Annotated in this window: 13 protein-coding genes; 12 read left to right on the top strand and 1 reads right to left on the bottom strand. The window is 26.5% G+C overall.

Going from position 1 to position 19804, the window contains the following annotated elements; genetic code table 11:
• Window positions 1-133: 133 nt before the first annotated feature.
• Window positions 134-301: a hypothetical protein gene (locus tag QZ357_RS06245; RefSeq protein WP_290773295.1), complete on the bottom strand. Its 168-nt coding sequence runs from the start codon at window positions 299-301 to the stop codon at window positions 134-136.
• Window positions 302-1193: 892 nt separating this feature from the next.
• On the opposite strand from QZ357_RS06245, the gene QZ357_RS06250 reads away from it, so the two are divergent.
• From QZ357_RS06250 to QZ357_RS06305, 12 genes are all read left to right on the top strand, one after another.
• Window positions 1194-10601: a DNRLRE domain-containing protein gene (locus QZ357_RS06250; RefSeq protein WP_290773297.1), complete on the top strand. Its 9408-nt coding sequence runs from the start codon at window positions 1194-1196 to the stop codon at window positions 10599-10601.
• Window positions 10602-10609: 8 nt separating this feature from the next.
• A complete protein-coding gene (locus QZ357_RS06255) occupies window positions 10610-11818 on the top strand; it encodes a hypothetical protein (RefSeq protein ID WP_290773300.1) in 1209 nt (402 codons plus the stop codon).
• A gap of 37 nt (window positions 11819-11855) precedes the next feature.
• Window positions 11856-12059 carry a DUF5412 family protein gene (locus tag QZ357_RS06260; protein ID WP_290773366.1) on the top strand — a complete coding sequence of 68 codons (204 nt, stop codon included), beginning with the start codon at window positions 11856-11858 and terminating at the stop codon, window positions 12057-12059.
• Between the two features lie 31 nt (window positions 12060-12090).
• Window positions 12091-12780 (top strand): hypothetical protein, encoded by a 690-nt coding sequence (locus tag QZ357_RS06265; RefSeq protein ID WP_290773303.1) that lies wholly within the window; start codon window positions 12091-12093, stop codon window positions 12778-12780.
• A gap of 377 nt (window positions 12781-13157) precedes the next feature.
• Window positions 13158-13694, top strand: a complete 537-nt coding sequence (locus QZ357_RS06270) for a hypothetical protein (protein ID WP_290773306.1) — start codon at window positions 13158-13160, stop codon at window positions 13692-13694.
• 101 nt (window positions 13695-13795) lie between these two features.
• Complete coding sequence (locus QZ357_RS06275) at window positions 13796-14206, top strand: DUF5412 family protein (protein WP_290773309.1); 411 nt, start codon at window positions 13796-13798, stop codon at window positions 14204-14206.
• 70 nt (window positions 14207-14276) lie between these two features.
• Window positions 14277-14642, top strand: coding sequence for a DUF5412 family protein (locus QZ357_RS06280; RefSeq protein WP_290773312.1), 366 nt, complete (start codon window positions 14277-14279; stop codon window positions 14640-14642).
• Window positions 14643-14657: 15 nt separating this feature from the next.
• Window positions 14658-15674: a DUF5050 domain-containing protein gene (locus tag QZ357_RS06285; protein ID WP_290773314.1), complete on the top strand. Its 1017-nt coding sequence runs from the start codon at window positions 14658-14660 to the stop codon at window positions 15672-15674.
• A gap of 129 nt (window positions 15675-15803) precedes the next feature.
• Window positions 15804-16439 (top strand): hypothetical protein, encoded by a 636-nt coding sequence (locus tag QZ357_RS06290; protein ID WP_290773317.1) that lies wholly within the window; start codon window positions 15804-15806, stop codon window positions 16437-16439.
• Between the two features lie 27 nt (window positions 16440-16466).
• Window positions 16467-16874: a DUF5412 family protein gene (locus tag QZ357_RS06295; RefSeq protein WP_290773320.1), complete on the top strand. Its 408-nt coding sequence runs from the start codon at window positions 16467-16469 to the stop codon at window positions 16872-16874.
• Between the two features lie 253 nt (window positions 16875-17127).
• The gene (locus tag QZ357_RS06300; RefSeq protein WP_290773323.1) at window positions 17128-18564 is read left to right on the top strand and encodes an RHS repeat-associated core domain-containing protein; all 1437 of its coding nucleotides are present in this window, start codon (window positions 17128-17130) and stop codon (window positions 18562-18564) included.
• A 15-nt stretch (window positions 18565-18579) separates the two neighbouring features.
• A complete protein-coding gene (locus QZ357_RS06305) occupies window positions 18580-19659 on the top strand; it encodes a DUF6560 family protein (protein ID WP_290773325.1) in 1080 nt (359 codons plus the stop codon).
• Window positions 19660-19804: the final 145 nt, after the last annotated feature.

A 19804-nucleotide genomic window follows, 5' to 3' on the forward strand; every position in this document is an offset into this window, starting at 1 on the left:
ATTTTGACCTTTAATTATCAAGTTCTTTATTTCATCAATATCCCATCCATATTTTTTCATTTTTCGTTCTCCTCGTTTCTTTCTATGACTATATTATACATGAAAACGTGTATAATGTCAATACTTTTTACATTTATTTTTTCCTTACCCTTGAATTAGTTATATATGGTTCTTGGTCGTCAATAGCCCATGAATTACCGATTTTTCTTGCAGTTTTAAACTTCCCGTTTATACAGTGTCTTCTTATTACTGATATTTCTTTATTATGGATTTCTGCGTATTCTTTTATTGAAACTAACATAACTATTTACCTTTCTTTTTTTCTACAATAATTGTAAATATAATATTTAATATAGCCAAACCTATAATAATTAATATAGCCGATACATCATTTTTAAGTAAAATTGAAAATAAAATTACATTTAAAATGATAAGTGAAATTATTATATTTTTCATAGCTTTTAATTTTAAGATATGGTATTATATATACGGGAAGCAAGGCTTCCCGTGAACTTACTTCTTAAAAAGAGTTATGGTTGCAATCAAGAGTGCCAATCCTTGAATACCTAAACTTGCCATTTCATAAGGGGTAAGTTCCTTTTTTTTGGGCTTTATCTTTCCCATATCTTATATCCTCCTTTCTTAACTATGTATATATTATACATGAAAACGTGTATAATGTCAATGCTTTTTTACAAATAATATAAATATTTTAAATAATTTTTTCTAGAACAATATTCAAATATGAATTTAAATATATTTTTAGTTCGTTTGAAATAAATAATGCTCCACCAATTAAAAAGACGCTGAAATCCTTTAATAATGAGGGCTTTGGCTTTTTTATTTTATGTAGCAAATACATTTATAAATTTTTATAACAAGATAAGGATAATTCATATTAAATCATTATATTAAAACTGTCTTAAAGGCAGTTTTTTTATTTATTTTTCGCTTAATTTTATGGACATAACACATTATGCAGATGTTGTTTCTTATGGTTTTATGAAATACGATTATTATTTTAGGTTAAAAATAGGTGGTTTGACAAGTATTTACAAATATAGTAAAAAATTCTTGTAAAAGGTTTACATCAGTGATATTATGAACATATATGATAAAAATGTGAATATAAGGTTATAGAATTCTGATTATTGTGTAAAAGGTATGATGAGTTATATGATGGGGGAAAGAAAATGAAAAAGAGATTATGTGCAAAAAGTACAGCGTTGGTATTGGCTTTTATAATGTCTGTTGAAACGGTATTTTTAGGTCTTATGCCTGTTATTAATGCAGCTGAAGTAAATGACAAAAACGGTGGTATAAAGATTGAAGATACTTCAAAAGAAAATAAAGTTATTGAAAAAAGCGAAGACTATACTGTATACAAAAATGAAGACGGAACAAGAACAATTGATATGTATACATCTGAGGTTCGATACAAAAACGAAATGGGGGAATATATTGATTATGATAATTCTATTGTAACCATGCCTACAAGACGAAAACGAAGTGTTATTGACAATTATAAATATACTAACAAAGAAGGTATGGTAGATATTAAGCTTCCCGAAGACTTAACATCTGATGTTCCAATAAGTATCCAGGATAAGGACGATAATGAAGTGAAATTTTATCCTGTTTTTGAAAAAGAAGTGTCTAAAGAAGAAACAAAAGGAGAGCTTAAAAAGGAAACCGTAGAAGGAATATACTACGAAAGAGAAGAGAAGAATACAAAAATTGTATATGGAAGTGACGAGGAAAACATAGATATAGAATATATTCCTATAGATAACGGGATAAAAGAAAATATTATTATAAACAGTCCTACTGATAAAAATATATTCAAATATAAAATAGAATGTGAAGGAATGATTCCGTATATTCCTGAAGTAGGAGGAGTTATTTTTTATGATAAAAATAATCCTAAAGAAGAAATCGGTGCGATTCTTACTCCTTATATGACAGACAGCAGTGAAAACGGAGGATATAGCGAGGATTTAAAGTATTCTATAGAAAAGACTGAAGAAGGTATTGATACTTATATTTTAACTTTGACGGTTTCGAAAGAATATCTGGAAAGCAAGGACAGAGTTTATCCTATAATAATTGATCCTACATATACTGCAAAATCTACAGCCGGAGTTAAAGATGTATATATCGAAAGCGGATATCCTACATCTAACTTTTATGTAAGCACTATAAGGAAAATGCCGATTGGCTATGGTTCAACGGATAAAGTGTGTAGGACATTAATGAAATTTCCTGAATTAAATGCAAAGATTAAAGGTAATTATGTAACTTCTGCGAGTTTAAAATTATATGAATTATCAAACGGATCTCCGTTTTCAACTGTAGAAGTTCATAAGAATACATCTTCATGGTCACTTGGAGAAGTTACGTGGAATACAAGACCTAAGTGGACTTCGACGGTATATGCTTCAAAAAAATTAAGTAACGCAAGTTCTGCACATTCTTTAAATATTACAAAGCTTGTTCAAGAGTGGGCAAAGGGAAAGCAGGCTAATTATGGTATACTTTTGAAGGCAAGTGTAGAAAGTTCTTCTACAAAGAATTATAATTCATTTCACGGTACGAGATCTTCTTCTTCATCTAAAAGACCAACACTTTCCGTGACATATACTGTTCCTTCACCAAAGCCTCCTGCAAAAGCAAGCGTAACCGTTAATTCGGCAAGTACGATATACTTAAAAAAAGGAACTGACTTAGCCGTAAAATGGAGTGGGATAAAGAGTAATTGTCTTGAAGCTGTACAGTCAAGATATATAAAATACGGTGCTGATAATGTATTTGACAATGCAACCGAGTTGAAAGCTTACTCTTCTGTAGGCTCTGCAGCGGCAAGCGGTACATTTACCGTACCTGAAACTACTACATCAAAATGGGGTGAGGGAAGATATGCTATTGGTGTAAGGGGGATTGATAAAGGCGGAAATAAAGGAAGCGGAACATATTGTTATATTTACATAGATAAAACTGCTCCTAAACCAGTTAGTAATATAAAACTTAGTTCATCGAGGAGTTCATCGGATTCTGATGAGGCAAATGTAAAAGTAACATATAAAATAAATCCTGATAATCCGACTGTTAATCCTTCTGGTATTAAAGAACACAAAATTCAATTATATAATAGTAAAGGTGTTATTGGTTCTCCTATAACAGTAGGTGCATCAACTAATACTGCAACAATAGCTAATGTACCTTCAGGTCAAACGGTATATGCAAAAATAACAACAGTTGATAAAAGTGGTAATTTAGTTAGTGTTAATAGTGCACGACATATTATCAGTGATATGATACTTCCTCAAATAAAAGACGATGGCGGTTTTATTTCTAATTATGATAATAATCCATGGTGCAATAATACAAATAAGAAAGATGTTATTGTTTCTTGGGATGTTGACTATAAAGATGGAAATACACAACTTAATCTTGGTAAAATTACTGTACAACTTTTAAATGATAAAGAGCAAAAAATAGAAGGATATGATGAAACAAATTTAACTTTTGAAGATAATATATATCCTAAACAATTTAAAAATTATAATGTAAATAAAATTATTAAAGATTTTGATAAATTAAAGGAAGGAAAATATCAATTAAGTTTCAAATTTTATGCAAGTGATAATAAAGGATATGATGAAGCTTTAATTTCTTATAATAAAGATTTAACACCTCCAAGTGTAACTATTACAAAACCTACTCAAAATGAGATTTTAAAACAAATGGCTCAGATTTCTTTTGATGCTCAGGATGATAAAAGTGGAAGTGGAGAAATATATAAAAAGAAAATATTGCTCATTGATAATTCATCAAAAGAAAACCTTTTAACTGAAACACTTGATATTTTTAATTTAAATACTACAGAATATGATGCAGGTGAGTATAAAATAAAAGTTATAGTTGAAGATATGGCAGGAAATACAAGTGAAGATACAAAAACTGTATTTATCAAAAATCCTCCACCTACTCCAATTGTATCATTTGACAAAGCTTTTTCAAATGATGGTTCAAACATAAAATTAAATTATAATTGGATAAAAGGTGATGAAAGCATATCTAACGTTGACCACATTGAATATGTTATAGATGATATAAGTTTACCATGGAAAACGATAGAAAATTCAAACCCTAATGTTGATATAAATACAAGATATGATGTTAAAAGTGTATTATTAAATGAAAGTGACTTGGCACAAGGAACACATACATTTTATTTTGTATCTGTAGATGAAAATGGAGAAAAAGGAAATATAAGAGAACTTAAGTATGTTTTAGATAAGAAAAATCCTGAAGTAAATATTTCTTCTCCAGCAAATAATTTTGAATTTATTAATATGTTATATATTAAAGGTGAAATAGCAGACGATAATCTTACAAGTTATAATATATATGTTGCAAGCAAAGAAAATCCAACAAAGGAAGATTATACACTTGTTAAAAAAGTTTTAAATTCGAAAAATAAAGATAACATACAAGGTAATTTAGCTGTTATCAATTTAAGTGATAATGAAAAATATCCTTCAGGAAGTAAATATTCAATAAAAATTTCTGCTATAGATAATTGTGGAAATATAACTGAAAAAGAAATTATAGTACAAAAAAGAGAAGTTATAGAACATGCTGCAGATTTTACAGTTGAAAAAAATGGGGATTATAATAATAAAAATGATGCAGTAATTGTCGAAAATGAAAAAGAAGAATTTAAGTTAAAAGATTTATCAAATAATGATTATATTCCAACGTCTTTGGATTATTTTATTAACGGTAAAAAAATTCAACCTAATGAAGATGGAAAAATTGATTTTTCTGATGAAGAAAAATATTTTGACGATAGTATTCACTCTTTATTGATTAGGGATAATGCACAAGATAAAGTACAATATTCTTCTTCGAGTTATGAATATTCTATATTTAAAAATATAAAAGCTGAAGATGAGATATTCGAAAATACAATAAAAGAAAACGGAGAAATTAAATTAGAAAATGGCAAAAATGAAGGAAGTTATGTATTAAATTATTCAAATGAAAATTTGAATGAAAATATTTTATCTTTGAAATTGTTAACGGATGAAGATATTATAGATGAAGGTAATATAGAATATTATATTAAAATAAATAATAACGACTTTATAAAAATTGAAAGTGATAAAGAATATCTTTTAGATAAAGATTTATCAAATAATGACTTAAAGTTAAATAAAATCCAATTAAAAGCTGTATTAAAATCTAATACACTGAACAATGTTAAATTATCTTCTATTAGTGTAGACGTAAAAGCTTCAAGTGGCGACATATTAAAAATTGATATGATGAATAAGTTTAATCCTACTTATGTTACTGTCCAAAGCGGTATCAATTATCGTACAAAAATCAGCTGGGATATAAAAACTGAAGATAAAGATGTCACTTATGATATTTATCGTTGTGATGGAGATGTTTATGACGATAAACAAGCTTATATTGTACAATCAGGCGTAACAGATAATTTTTGGTATGATAATTACACTATTGTAGACCAATATAGTAATGCTAATAATGAAGAAGGAGTAGTTACAAGGTCTTCGGTTGTTAATAATTATGACAAAGATTTTACATATAAAGTTGTTGCAGTAAAACCATTTAAAGATACATATAAACGAAGTTCTGGAACAATTGGAAATGTAACTTCTCATGTTATGTCTTTTGATGAGTATACAAGAAGATTAGGAATAAAAGATTATTGGGGATATTTTGATATTGAAACTCCAATAAGTAACGGACATGTTGAACAAAGTATGGGTAATTTTGTTTACAGTCAATCTGATGGAAGCGTGACAGGTCAAAGTAATGATATAAATATGGAAAGAGTTTATAATAGTCTTAGCACATCATCTTCTACTTTAGGTATAGGTTGGGATTTTGGGTTTAATCATATTTTACTTGAAACATATAACGAGTATGATGATGTAACAGGAATGGTATATAAAGATGGTAGCGGTACGATATTTACATTCTTAAATTCAGATAATATTAAACCTAAAGAAAAGATTGATGAGCAAACAGGAAATATAATAGAAGAAGAAACAACGTACAAGAGCCCTTATGGAGAATATATAATACTTAAAAAAATTGAAACCATTGATGCACATGATGTAGACAATGATAATGATACAAGTGAAATAATTGATGAAATATACACAATTAAAACCAGAGACGGATTAACTTGTGTTTTTGATAGAAATTGTCAAATAACTTACATGACAGACAGAAATGGAAACAGTGTTATATATAGATATTTTAATGAAGATGTAAAAGAATCAAAAGAAACAAATCTTGATTATAGAAAAAGAGGGAAAAAAGGGTTTTTAAGCGAAGTAGAAATATTAAATTCTAAGAGTGAAAAAGAATTTAACGAAGAGTATGAAGCTTTACAAAATAAAACAGAAGAAGAACAAAAAGAGTTTAAAAATAAAAGATCAATAATTACTTTTGAATATAATGAACACAATTTAATTGAAAGAATAAATATGCCTCATGGTAAGTATTCTTTATATGAATATAAAGATGTATCCTTTGGACTAGGCAAAAAAAGAAAAGTTTTAAGCAAAGTTACAAACTATACATATGATAATAATAATATTGTCTATAATTATGACTATTCAAATGGAAGTAATCTTACAAAATTTACTGATGCTAAAGGTAATGAATATCTTGTAGAATATTATAACAATGAAGATAATATGGATATGATAAAGAAAGTGACTTATCCAAATAAGGAAGCAAAAAGTTTTGAATATATAAAAGCAAAAGAAAACAATATAGAAGTTCAAGACTTTGATTCAACTATTGAATATACACATAAAAATAATAATATGTTGCAGGATATAAATAATTTCTTTACAAGTAAAGATAACAGTATTATTTCAGATACAGTTGTTAAATATGATAAAGATGGAAAGACAATTTATAATAAAGATTCTTTAGGAAAAGAAACATACACATATTATCAAGGAAATAATACTGTAAAAACAGTTAGTTATGCAGATACTTATAATATTGATGGAAATGGAACAATAAACAAAAATGAAAAAGAAATGGTCAATATAACAAAATACGATAATATATCAAATGACAGTGAGCTTGGGAATATTGCTTCATCAAAAGGAAATATTATAAAGGAAGAAAGCAGCGATGGAACAGTTACAATTTATAAATATGAAAGTGAAGAATTTGATGCCAGCAGTGACATCACATATATTGATGGAATCGTTACTTCCGATAATGAATATGAATATGATAAAAACGGTAATTTGCTAAAAGAATATGATGATGTTACAAAAGACGGAATCATAAGGGAATATGATGAAACAGGTCAAATTATAAATGAAAGCAATATTGTATCAGGTAACAATACTAATTCAACGCACTATACATATGATGAAAAAGGTAATATATTAACCGAGCAAACAGTAGGGGGAAATGAAACAAGGGATACCCAAAATGTATATGATGAATTTTCAAGAGTAATAAAAGAAACAGATGCAAAAGGTTATTCAACTATGTATGTATATGATGGATATGACCGAATTATAAAAACCATTAAAAATACAAAACCGGATAACGAGCCAGAAGGTAATAAACAGATTATTACTGAAAATAGATATGACGAAAATGGAAGTTTAATATATGAAAAGAAAGAAGACGGAAGTGAAATTTCTTATGAATATGATAATATGAATAGATTAATAAAAACTTCCACCGTAAAAAACGGAGTCGAAAATATAAGTACTACATCTTATAATTATGCAAGTGGGAAAGAAAATGAATTTATAATAGGACAAGAAAGTAAGATTTATGATTTTCTATATAAAGAAACAAATACTGAAAATGGAATAGAAAGTATAAGCTATCTTGATGTTAATAGACAAACCGTAAAAGAATATTCAAGAGGAGTAAATATATATAGCGAATATAACGATCAAGGTCAAATTATAAAAACATTTACAATTCAAGATGATGCAGAAGTAAATGATGGTATTGTTACGTTTAATCTATATGATGAAAAAGGCAATAATATTTGTACTGTAGAAAATCCTTTGTATAATGAACAAGAAGGAACTTATAGAGTTGATAGTGAAAATTCACTTGTTACAAAAATGGCTTATGATAATATTGGAAACAAAATAAGTCAAACCGATCCTATGGGGAATACAATAAAATATACATATTCTTTGGATAATAAAAAATCTTCTGTAATATTGCAAGAAGGAAATGAAACAAAATTACAAGCAAATATAAAAGAAGGAGACAATACAAAGAACGTAACCATAAACGCACTTGGAAATAAAAGTGAAGAAGTTATTGACAGCTTTGGCAATACCGTTGAAATAAGAGATATAGGTAAAGGCAGTTTGGATGAAAAAAGAATAGTAACAAAGTACGAATATGATAAAAACGATAACAAAGTAAAGGAAATATATCAAAAAGGAGATTATAAAACTTTTATTTATGATTTTGAAGGTAAACTAATCAAAGAAGAACATTTTACAAAAGATAATCATAAAGTTGAAGATATAAGTTATGAATATGATCTCGCAGGCAATAGTATAAAATCAGTTCAAAATAAATATGATTTAAGTAATAACAAGGTTTCTTCAAGATATATTGTAAATGGTTATGATGAAAGAAACAGACTTATATCATGTTATGAAGGTGAAAAGGAAAATCCTTTGGATAATGAAAAGATTTTATATACTTATAACGATAAAGATGAGATAGTAAAAATAATTTATCCAAATGCAGAAAAAGGTATAAAAGAGGTTATATATGAGTATAACAAATACGGACAAGTTATAAACATTAAGGCTGTTACAACTTCTGATAATAAAGAAAAGCTTATAAGTGAGTATACTTATAATCCAAAAGGAACAATTAAAAACGTTAAAGATTATACAGGCTTTGATGTTGGAAATGATAATTATATTCTTAAAACATATGAATATGATAAATTCGATAGAATCACAAATATAAAATATGTTAATTCTGATAATTTGGAAAAAATCAGAGAAGAATATAAATTTACTTATGATAAAAACGGAAATATCTTAACTGAAGAAATTTACAATGATTATATTATAGACAATAAAATACATAAGTTAAAATTATATTCTTATGATGAACTTGGCAGACTTATTGAAGTTCAAGTAATTGATAAATTAAATGAAAACAATAAAGAAACCACTTCATACGAATATGATAAAGTGGGAAATAGAATAAGTGAAACAAAGCAAGGTATTACAAGCACTTACTCTTATAATAATTTGAACCAACTTTTAGATGTAAAGGCACAGGGGAATACACTAAGAGAATATACATATGACGAAAACGGAAATACAAAAACAGAAAAACAAGGTGATAAAACCGTCACATATTCTTATGATATCAATAATCAAATTATTGATTATGAAGAAAAAGATAATGGAAATGTAGTATTGATACAACATAACGATTATGATGCAAACTCTCAGAGAATAAGAAAAGAAGTTAAGGTAAATGAAGAAGAAAGCACGGTAAATTATCATTATGACAGAGGAAGTGTTTTATATACAACAGATATTGACAACAATAAAATCAGTGAAAATATTTCAGACAGCGAAATGACAATAAGATTTAATAACGGCGGTATAAGTGCATATAAGCTAAATTCAGACTATAAAGGTTCTGTTACAACCATAATAAATGAACAAAACAATGGGATTTGCGGATATAAATATGATGAATTTGGCAATACGGAAATGATAGGAGATACAAATTTTAACAACGAAGTATGTTATACCGGACAAATTTATGACAAAGAAACAGGAAACTATTATTACAATGCCAGATATTACAATCCTCAAAATGGTAGATTTATAACCATGGATACATATAGAGGAGAGCTTGAAGAACCTTTAAGTCTTCATCTTTATGCATATTGTGCAAATGACCCTATTAATTATACTGATCCTAGTGGGCATAGTAGTAGACCTGCAAAAAATATAGGTATACGAAAAAATAAAATAAGTTCATTTAAGATAACATTAAAATATCATTTATATAAAATTAAACATGTATTTGGTAAAAAATCAAACTTAAAATACTCATATGGAATTTATGATCAACGATTATCAATAAATATTAATCAAATAAAGGGATATTTTTTAAGTAAAAAAAATAGTTTAAATTATGCAAAAAAAGTTATTTCAAATTTTAATGATGCAAAATATTACACGGCTCCTCGTAAGTATAAAAATGTTATAAATAAAAAAAGAGCACATTTAATTAGTAATAGGAGTGCTTGTTTTGGTTCTATGAATGCAACAAGAATTGCAGCTGAAATATATGCACATGCATGTGTATATTATGGTTCAAAGGCTTTAACAGGCAGTAATTTTTCAAAATTAATTGCAAGGAAATTAAAAGGACATGCAAAAGTTGCAGATGTTAACTATGGAGATTCTTTAACTAGTGGTTTTTGGAGTTTATGGAATAATAATTCTAGTGTAAAAAAAAGATTTAAAAGATATAACGAGACGAAAAAATATTTAAAATATTTTGACTAGAGGTAAATATGAAAAAAACATTTAAAGCATTTTTGTCATTAGGTGTATTAATATTTGTATTTATTATAATCGGAAATTTTATTGACGAGAATTTTTTTAGATACAGTGTAGAAATAAATGATAAAAATTCAAAAAATTCAAATATAGAAAAATATTATTGTTATATTAATGATGATAACAGTGCGATTATTCTTGCATGTGTCAGTGATGATTTAAAAATAAATAAAAATATAGCGAGTATTTATCCTCGTTATCTTCATTATGGACCTCGTCCACGTATCATACAAAATAAAGATAATGTATATATTATATATAGCGGTCTTAATTATAAAAACGATGATGAAAATATATATTATGATGATGATAAAAAATATTGTATGAGAATGTTTTTATATAAAAATAAACCGGTTATATGTAATTATAATTTTTTCGATAATAAAATACATGATATAAATATAAAAAATAAACACGATACAATTTTATTGGATGGAGTTATGTATAAGAATGAATACATCAATATTTTTGAGAAAAACAAAACACCATTGTACAACATAAATGAAAGATGGAGTAAAACCACAGGTTATATTAACAATAAAAAACTTGATCATCCGATTGTAGGGGTATCTGCTTTAAATATTAAAGGATGTTTAGTTGACAATATTTATTATTACCCGGCTTTAGACGGTATCTATGCATACAATCTTGATAATGATACAGATAAGAAGATGATTGATTTAGACCTGAGGAACTGCGAGGATGTTTATTTAATACAAAATAACCAAAATTTCATTTTAATTAAAGAAAACATTCCATTAATAAAAAATGATGAATATATTGGTATTGATGTAAAGGCAAATGATACAGGAATTATTAAATTTGACAGTCAATTTAAAGTAATAAATAGTATAAGATTAAATAATGATATAGAAGATGTGACGATAGGGCAAAATGGATTTGTCATTACTTATGGAACGTTTAAAAATGGTCATTTTGAATTAGGTTATAAATATATTAATTTTGAAAGCTTGAAAGAAGATATTTTATATGAAAGAAATATAAAACTGGATGATGATTCTTTTACGGAATTACATTTCCCTGATATAGACAAATATTTATATAAATGCTTGTTTATGGAAAGTAAAAAAAGTTTTATATTTATAGATACAAATAAGCATGAGATTGATAAGGTAGTTGAGGAGAGCGGTATATTAAAATAACTATATTTGGGGTTTTTATGATGAAAAGAAAGTAAATATTTATTTGTTTAACGGAGGCGCGACAACAGGGTATTATATTCGAGGCGAGGTGGAATCTGAAAACGGAGAAAAAAGAAATATATATTTTAATGATGATGAAGAAAATGCGAAAGTAAAATGGACAGGAAAAAATTCTTTAATAATTAACAATCACATAATAGAAGATGTAAACCGAGATTTCTATAATTTTAAATTTGAGTAGAAAAAGGATTAATATATAAAAGAGGGATAAAATGAAAAATAAATTAAAAATATTAGCGTTAATAATAGTTCTTATATTATTTGCATTTTCAATCTACCATAATTATAAGGAATTTAAAAAAGATTATTTTCAAACATTTGAAGATGAGTTCCCTGTAAGCACTGATATGGATATAAATAACGGAAATTTGGATTTAGAATTGCTTGTAAAAAACATAGAAAAGCAATATAAGGAAAATGTAATAATACATAAAAACGAATCTGATATGATTAGTATTTATTTCCCTAATTACAATAATTCAAAATCAGAAATAAATAAACTATCAATAAATATATATACAAAACAAATTATAGATCCAAATAAAATTGAATTAGAAGATGGTTCAACTTCTGTTCCTGAAGATAAATATTTTTACTCAGATCAGATAAAAGATTTATACCTTTTAGAAAAAGAACCTTTTGAATATAGCATAGGTGGTAAAGAACTACCGGCATCGGTTACATCATTTGCTGAAACAAATACTTCCTTTGTATTCTATAATTCTAACTTAATAAAAGAAAAAAGAAGTGTTAATGCCGATAAAGATATCTATGAAAGAAAATTTTATATAGCAAATAATTCAATGCTTGTAACAGGGGTATATTATACGAGTGATAGTAATAGAGATTTTTTTAATGAGTTAAAAAGTATATCAAAAATTATAAATAAGTCTATGACTTAAAAATTTCTTAACGACACAATTGGTAGATAATATAAATTAGGGGAGAAGTAAAATATAGTAATAAAAAATTTAAATGGAAAATTTACACGAAAAATAAATGGTTTGGTTTATATATTTTAATGGTGTAATAAAAGTTGTTAAAAGGGGATCTCATAAAGTATTTGATGTTTATTATGTTTCTGGAGGTCCATGGTATAAAAAATATCAAAAAAAGAACTTTAGATAAGAAAAGAAAATATAGTAAAAATAAATCATATATAGCTTATTTATATGGAGGTTGCTTTGTTTTGGATTTAAAAAAATAAGGATAGGAAGTTATAGTTTTCCTGTTCCTGCTTTTTACATATTTAAATATAAATAATTTAACCGGAGGAATTATGAAAAAGATAGGAATACTTTTTTTTATAATACTATTACTGTTTACCACTTCATGCAAAAGAGATGAAAAAGATATTGATTATTCATCACTAAATAACATGCAAAAAATTATTGAACAGCATGGTTATAAAATAATTGAATATGGACAATTCGGTGAAACCTCAGCAGATGTTTCATGGGTTGGATATCAAGATAATAATGCTAAAATTGATAATCTTTATGGAAAGATAAATGAATATAAAATTACCATTCCATCTACATACAAAAATAAAGACGCATACGTAGAATGTTATATCGTAGAAAGTGAAAAAGATAGAAAAGAAGTATTAAATCTTTATAAGGAAATTTTTGAACTGTCCAAATATAAAGCACAAAACAATACTAAATTAAGCAGTGGTATCTTATATAGTGATTTGGATAATAAATATATTTATTTTGTGGGAGTTAATAAAAACGCTATAGTTTATGCTTATGATTTAAAAAGTAACGAAGATGAGTTTTATGGACTGATTAAGGATTTGGAGTTTATTAAATAAAAATATAAAAAGATTAGTTTAGGGATAAATACAAAATAAAAATATTGATTAAATATAAGTCTTAAAACTAAATGTAATAAATATTATATGGAGAAGCAAATATGAAAACAAAAACAAAAATTATAATGCTATCTATAACGATCATTATTATATTACTGGGCATTTTATATTATTGCTATTTTTACACAATGTTGTTACTGCCAAAAGGAGAATTGTTTTATAGTTCTGCTTCTCCAAACGGAACATACGTTTTTAATGCATATATTGGAGGAGGCGGAGCAACTGCCGGAAATACCGTAAGAGGGGAGATAGTAAACAACAAAACAAAAGAAAAAAGAAACATTTACTGGGATTATTATTTGAATACGGTAAAAGTAAAGTGGATAAATGATGAAAGCATAATTATAAACAATAAAGAAATTAAAAATATACATACTGATTATTATGACTTTAGGGAAGATGAAAATTATAGTCAGGAATATAATTATTATCATTACTTTAATGTGGAATAAAGATATACTTCATAATACAAAATATAGATTAATCTTTATCTAAGTTAAACGTTGTATAAGGAGAAAAAATATGAAGACATTTATAAAAATAACAGCTACGCTATTTATATTCATTTTACTTATCTTTGCTATTTTGATATTTAATTATCCTAAAATATCAATGCAGAAGTTTACTCCTGAGGGAGAGTATTTATATTCTGTTAAATCTCCTTATGATGAAAAGAAAGTAAATATTTATTTGTTTAACGGAGGCGCGACAACAGGGTATTATATTCGAGGCGAGGTGGAATCTGAAAACGGAGAAAAAAGAAATATATATTTTAATGATGATGAAGAAAATGCGAAAGTAAAATGGACAGGAAAAAATTCTTTAATAATTAACAATCACATAATAGAAGATGTAAACCGAGATTTCTATAATTTTAAATTTGAGTAGAAAAGGGATATAGAAATGAAGAAAAAAATAATCATAATTATAGTTTTACTTTTTATGGTATTTGTAAGTGGATGTAGCAGTAAAAATATTGCAGATTATTCGTTGAATCTTAATAAAGATGAAATTATAAATGACTACCATAAGACGTTTATTTCTTTAGATAAAAATACAAAGTATTTTGCTTCAGCTGTAAGTTTATATAAGATCCAAGATAGTAATTTAATTAATTTAGGAGAAAAGTCTTGTGATTATATTGCAGTTTATAATAATGAATTATACTTTACATCTGTTTTAAATGACCCTGCAGATGTAGTTGCTTTATGCAAGGTTGATGAATCAAAAAGGCAAAGTGTAGTAAAAGAAAATGTATATGATTTTTTTATATCACAAAATGTTTTCTATGAATATGAATATGACAAAAATACTCTAAAAATAACAAGTTTAAAAGATGATATAAAATACACTATACCAAATGTTGATAAAGATAAATTTATAATGAAAAATAAAAAAATATATTATTTAAGCAGAGAAAATGATTTTTATTCAATAAATTGTTATGACATTAAAACAAATACAACAAAAGAAATTATACAAGAAATTTCTTTTGATAAAGACATGAGATTTGAGGATTTTAATGTTTACAATGACAATGTGTATTTTATTATGGGAAATAAACAGCATGAAGATTTTTATAAGTTTGATTTGCATTCAAAAAAATATAATTGTATGAATACCATTAATATAAAAGGTGAGTATTATAAATGTTACTACACAAAAGAAAATATATATTACATTTCAAAAGACGAAGACAATTTTTATATATATAAAGTAAATGATAAAAAGGCTGATATATTTACTACCTTAAGCATAAAGTTTGGAACGACGGGTATAGATTTAGATATGTTATATATAGATAATTCAAATATACTTGTAAACTTAAAACTGGAAACACAAAGCGACCATATCATATTATTTGATAGTAATGGAAATTTAGTAGAAGGCGCAGATAAAAATCTTTTTATAAGTAAATAAAATTATAATAAATTAAATTTACTTACATTAATATATGGGAGGGAATATACTTTTAAAAAGACTTAAAATTTATTATATGTTAATTTTATAAGTTATTACTTATATTATAAATAACAGTGGAGAACATACATGTCAAAAATAAAAAACTTATATTTTAAGCTAAAATATAGAATAAAATACAGAAAAGAACGAGGTTTTGATATATTCAAGTATTATTCTAATTTTAATGAATGCATAGAAAATACAAAAGAAATAGATGAAAATGATAAAAATTTTGAAATAAAAAACAGTTTTAAAAATATCATGACCGACCTTGATTATGTTATTAATGATAGAAATAAGGAAATAAATTACAAAAATATATTTTATAAATTAGATAATATAATAATATCACATTGTAAGGAGTACAACTATATACAAGGTGAGATTGATGCCGAAAATATTAATAAAGAGATACATTTTAATCTAACTATACTTAAATCCTCAAAAAAAGCTTGTAGATTTTTTGAGGCAGAAAAAAGTATGTATGATGATTTATATAATATGGTCAAGTGCATTGATGAGCAAAATAAATTTATTGTTTATATTGATAAAGAGGAAAATATAGATAGAGAATTAAATGATGATGAAAGTTCATTATATGTTGATTATCCGATTATTAACATTGTTTTATTAAAAGATAATTTGGTTTTAACCGGACAAGCACCAACAGCTATGGAAAAAGAGATTTTAAATACAGCAAAAAAGCTTGGATTTAACTCGTAAAAAATAAAGATTTTAAAGGGATATGAAATGAATAAAAAAAGATATGTTAAACCTCTTATATTTATCATTATTATATTAGCTTTAGTAATGGGGATAATTTACAAATATACAATATCCATGTCAAATTTACCTAAAGGGGAGCTTATTTATACAAGCACTTCAAATAGTAAAGAGTATACCTTTAACGGATATCTGGTAAATAGCGGTGCAACGGTAGCTTATACAGTAAGGGGAGAGATAGTAAACAACAAAACAAAAGAAAAAAGAAATATTTACTGGGATTATCACGTAAATACAGTTAACGTTAAATGGATAGGAGAAAAAACAATCATTGTTAATGATAAAAAAATTGATGATATAAATAAGGATAAATACGATTTTAGAAACGATAAAAGGTATGATGAAGATTATAATATCGAGCATTTTATGAAGTAGTTATTAAAATTTATGACAAAGAAACAGGAAACTATTATTACAATGCCAATCTTTTATAAAAAGAAAGAAAAAAATTAATTGTTTAAAAAGAATTGATATATTTTTAAAGCAAGCAGAAGAAATATGTATATATCATATAAGAAGAGATTACTTTTATGATGAATTAAACAGAATAAAAGATGTAAAAGAGTATGAAATAACTTCTTCTTATGATGAAAATACCGATGGGAACATAAATTCAGAAAACTTATATATGACAACATCATATACATATGACACAATAGGAAATATTAAAAGCGTAACAAAGAATAATAAAACAAGTCTTTATGTTTATGATGAAGATGGTTTGAATTTCTTGACCGCCATTAAGGACAAAGACAGCGGAAAAGATAAGGTAACATATGAATATGATGCCGACGGAAATATGATAAAAGAAAATGATGTTGAGCATGAAAAAGTTACTTTAAACAGCTATGATGAAGAAGGTCAACTAATCAAAACGGCAATCACCGATGGAAAAACTCAAACAACAATGACCACAACCAATAGGTACAACGGTGACGGAGAGCGAATAGAAAAGGACGTTAACGGTGAAAAAACATATTACTATGTGGTAAATGACGCAGTTCTTTATACTTATAAGGTCACGTCTGATGAAAAGGGAAACGAAGTCAGAACAATAACGTCTCAAAATGTTGTTGCTCCCGACGGAAGTATTATCTCATCAAAGAGAAACGAAGGATATTATATTTATAATCTTGATTTAAAAGGAAGTACCGTATCCGTAGCGGCTCCTGACGGAAGTTACCAACTTGTATATGCTTATGATATATACGGAGAGCCTGTAAAAAGAGGAGACAAAGACTTTTATAACGAAATTACTTTTACGGGAGCGGTATATGACGAAAGCACGGGATTATTCTATTTGTCAAGCAGGTACTATGACCCTACAACAGGAAGATTTATCTCCATGGACAGCTACAGAGGAGAGCTTGACGATCCGCTAAGTCTTAACTTATATGCTTACTGTCAGGGTAATCCGATTAAGTATGTGGATAGAGACGGTAATATGCCTACAATTCTTTCCGCAATGTGCATAGGCTTTTTATCTGGTGCTGGAGTTGAGCTTGTGGATCAAATAATTAGCGGAGAAAAAATTAATTGGGAAAAGGTTTTGGTAAAAGGTGGAACATCTGCAATAGGCTCAATGGTAGGTGTAAAATATATTGTGGCAGGAGCATTATTAACTAATGTGTTAGATCAAAAAGTTGATTCTCGAGGACAATCAGACAGAAGACTTTCAATATCTTCACTTGCAAAAAGTGGAACTAAAGCTGGAGCCTCAAAATATATAAATAACAAGATAACAAACGCAGAAAAAGCGTATAAAAAAGCAAAAGTAAAACCGGGTAAAAAAACTAAAGGCAGTAAAAAGAAAAAAAATAAGAGCAAGAAACTTTCAAAACAACATAAGGATATTAAAAAAGTTAAAAAAGTACAAAAAGTAAGGAAAAATCCTGTATATAAATCAATAACACATGGTATCAAAAAAGTTTATAATAAATTTGTGAAGAAACCTGTAGCAAAAGTTAAAAAAAGAATATCTTCTATTCGTATAAGCAAAAAAAGTGTTTTGGGGAAAACAATAAATAAAGTAAAAAAAGTGTTTAGAAGATGGTTCAAATGGTAATAGGGGGTAATTAAAATGATGGATAATATTTTACGTTTTATTGTAGATATGCCACCCATAGTATATGTATTATTAATTATGTCGTTAATAACATATATATCCGATATGATAATAATAAATAAGGAAAAAGAGTTAAAAGAAAATGAATATAATGTATATGCCAATGCGGGAATAAAGGCTTTTGCGTTGGTAATGTCGATAGTATTCCTGGGATTTTCTATTTTTTATCTTTTTAATTTAATTGAAAGAGATGCATTTTTAAAATACTGGTATTTATGGCTTATGCCGACAGGATTGGGATGTGCTTGTCTTATTTGTTATATTCAAATGTTGATATGTAAAATAACGGTTAAAGACAATAAAATAAAGTACAGAAATGCATGGGGAAAGATAAAGGAATATAATTTTGAAGATATAACAGGATATAACGATGACGGGAATAATGGAACTTTTACTTCCTATCGTTTGGCAACGAAAGAAAACAAAAAAGCTATTATTTTTCATAAATATGATGTAGGAGCAAACTTCTTTTTGAAAGATATCAATAATATATTAAGAAAAAAAACATTACAAGAAAACAAAAAATACAGAAAATCAAAACAGATGATTGCTAAAGGGAATAACTCACATAATAATAATGAACCACGATTTATTGTAAAAAGTAGTCCAACAGAATGGTGGAGTTCAATAATAATGTTTTTTGTACTCGTATTAATTATTGTTTGGGGATTAATAGATGAAAGTATGGGTGGATTTGCTATAATTGGTGGATTTTGTATGATTGTATTATTAAATTCATTATTTCATATGATAAATAAAATATATGTGTACAAAGATAGGATGGTCTATAAAAGACCATTTTTGGGGGATAAAGTTTTCTATTATAAAAAAGATATAACTGACTTTTATTCCAGCTCATTTGATTCAATAAAATTTTATAAGAAAGATTCTAAGACAAAGAAAAAAAAGAAGCTGTTTACATACTCTTCAAAAGCAACAAATGCAGAAAGGTTACTTAAATATTTACATAGCAAAGGTATTAAAGGGGATGTATATATACCATCAGATGATGACTATTATATACCATATGATTAAGTTATAGTACGATAAATGTGTACATCAAAGAGGTATTAAAATGAACAATATTGGAATTGAAAGAAGAATGAAAGAAGAGACATATATTGTCTCTTCTTCAAAAGATTCATTAATTTTCTTTGCCATATTAGATATTATAATCATA

It is taken from the genome of Anaerofustis sp., assembly GCF_019420015.1.
Lineage (GTDB): Bacteria > Bacillota > Clostridia > Eubacteriales > Anaerofustaceae > Anaerofustis.

Coding starts and splice junctions, on each gene's coding strand:
- QZ357_RS06245 (WP_290773295.1), bottom strand. CDS start 301: ATGTTAGTTTCAATAAAAGAATACGCAGAAATCCATAATAAAGAAATA.
- QZ357_RS06250 (WP_290773297.1), top strand. CDS start 1,194: ATGAAAAAGAGATTATGTGCAAAAAGTACAGCGTTGGTATTGGCTTTT.
- QZ357_RS06255 (WP_290773300.1), top strand. CDS start 10,610: ATGAAAAAAACATTTAAAGCATTTTTGTCATTAGGTGTATTAATATTT.
- QZ357_RS06265 (WP_290773303.1), top strand. CDS start 12,091: ATGAAAAATAAATTAAAAATATTAGCGTTAATAATAGTTCTTATATTA.
- QZ357_RS06270 (WP_290773306.1), top strand. CDS start 13,158: ATGAAAAAGATAGGAATACTTTTTTTTATAATACTATTACTGTTTACC.
- QZ357_RS06275 (WP_290773309.1), top strand. CDS start 13,796: ATGAAAACAAAAACAAAAATTATAATGCTATCTATAACGATCATTATT.
- QZ357_RS06280 (WP_290773312.1), top strand. CDS start 14,277: ATGAAGACATTTATAAAAATAACAGCTACGCTATTTATATTCATTTTA.
- QZ357_RS06285 (WP_290773314.1), top strand. CDS start 14,658: ATGAAGAAAAAAATAATCATAATTATAGTTTTACTTTTTATGGTATTT.
- QZ357_RS06290 (WP_290773317.1), top strand. CDS start 15,804: ATGTCAAAAATAAAAAACTTATATTTTAAGCTAAAATATAGAATAAAA.
- QZ357_RS06295 (WP_290773320.1), top strand. CDS start 16,467: ATGAATAAAAAAAGATATGTTAAACCTCTTATATTTATCATTATTATA.
- QZ357_RS06300 (WP_290773323.1), top strand. CDS start 17,128: ATGACAACATCATATACATATGACACAATAGGAAATATTAAAAGCGTA.
- QZ357_RS06305 (WP_290773325.1), top strand. CDS start 18,580: ATGATGGATAATATTTTACGTTTTATTGTAGATATGCCACCCATAGTA.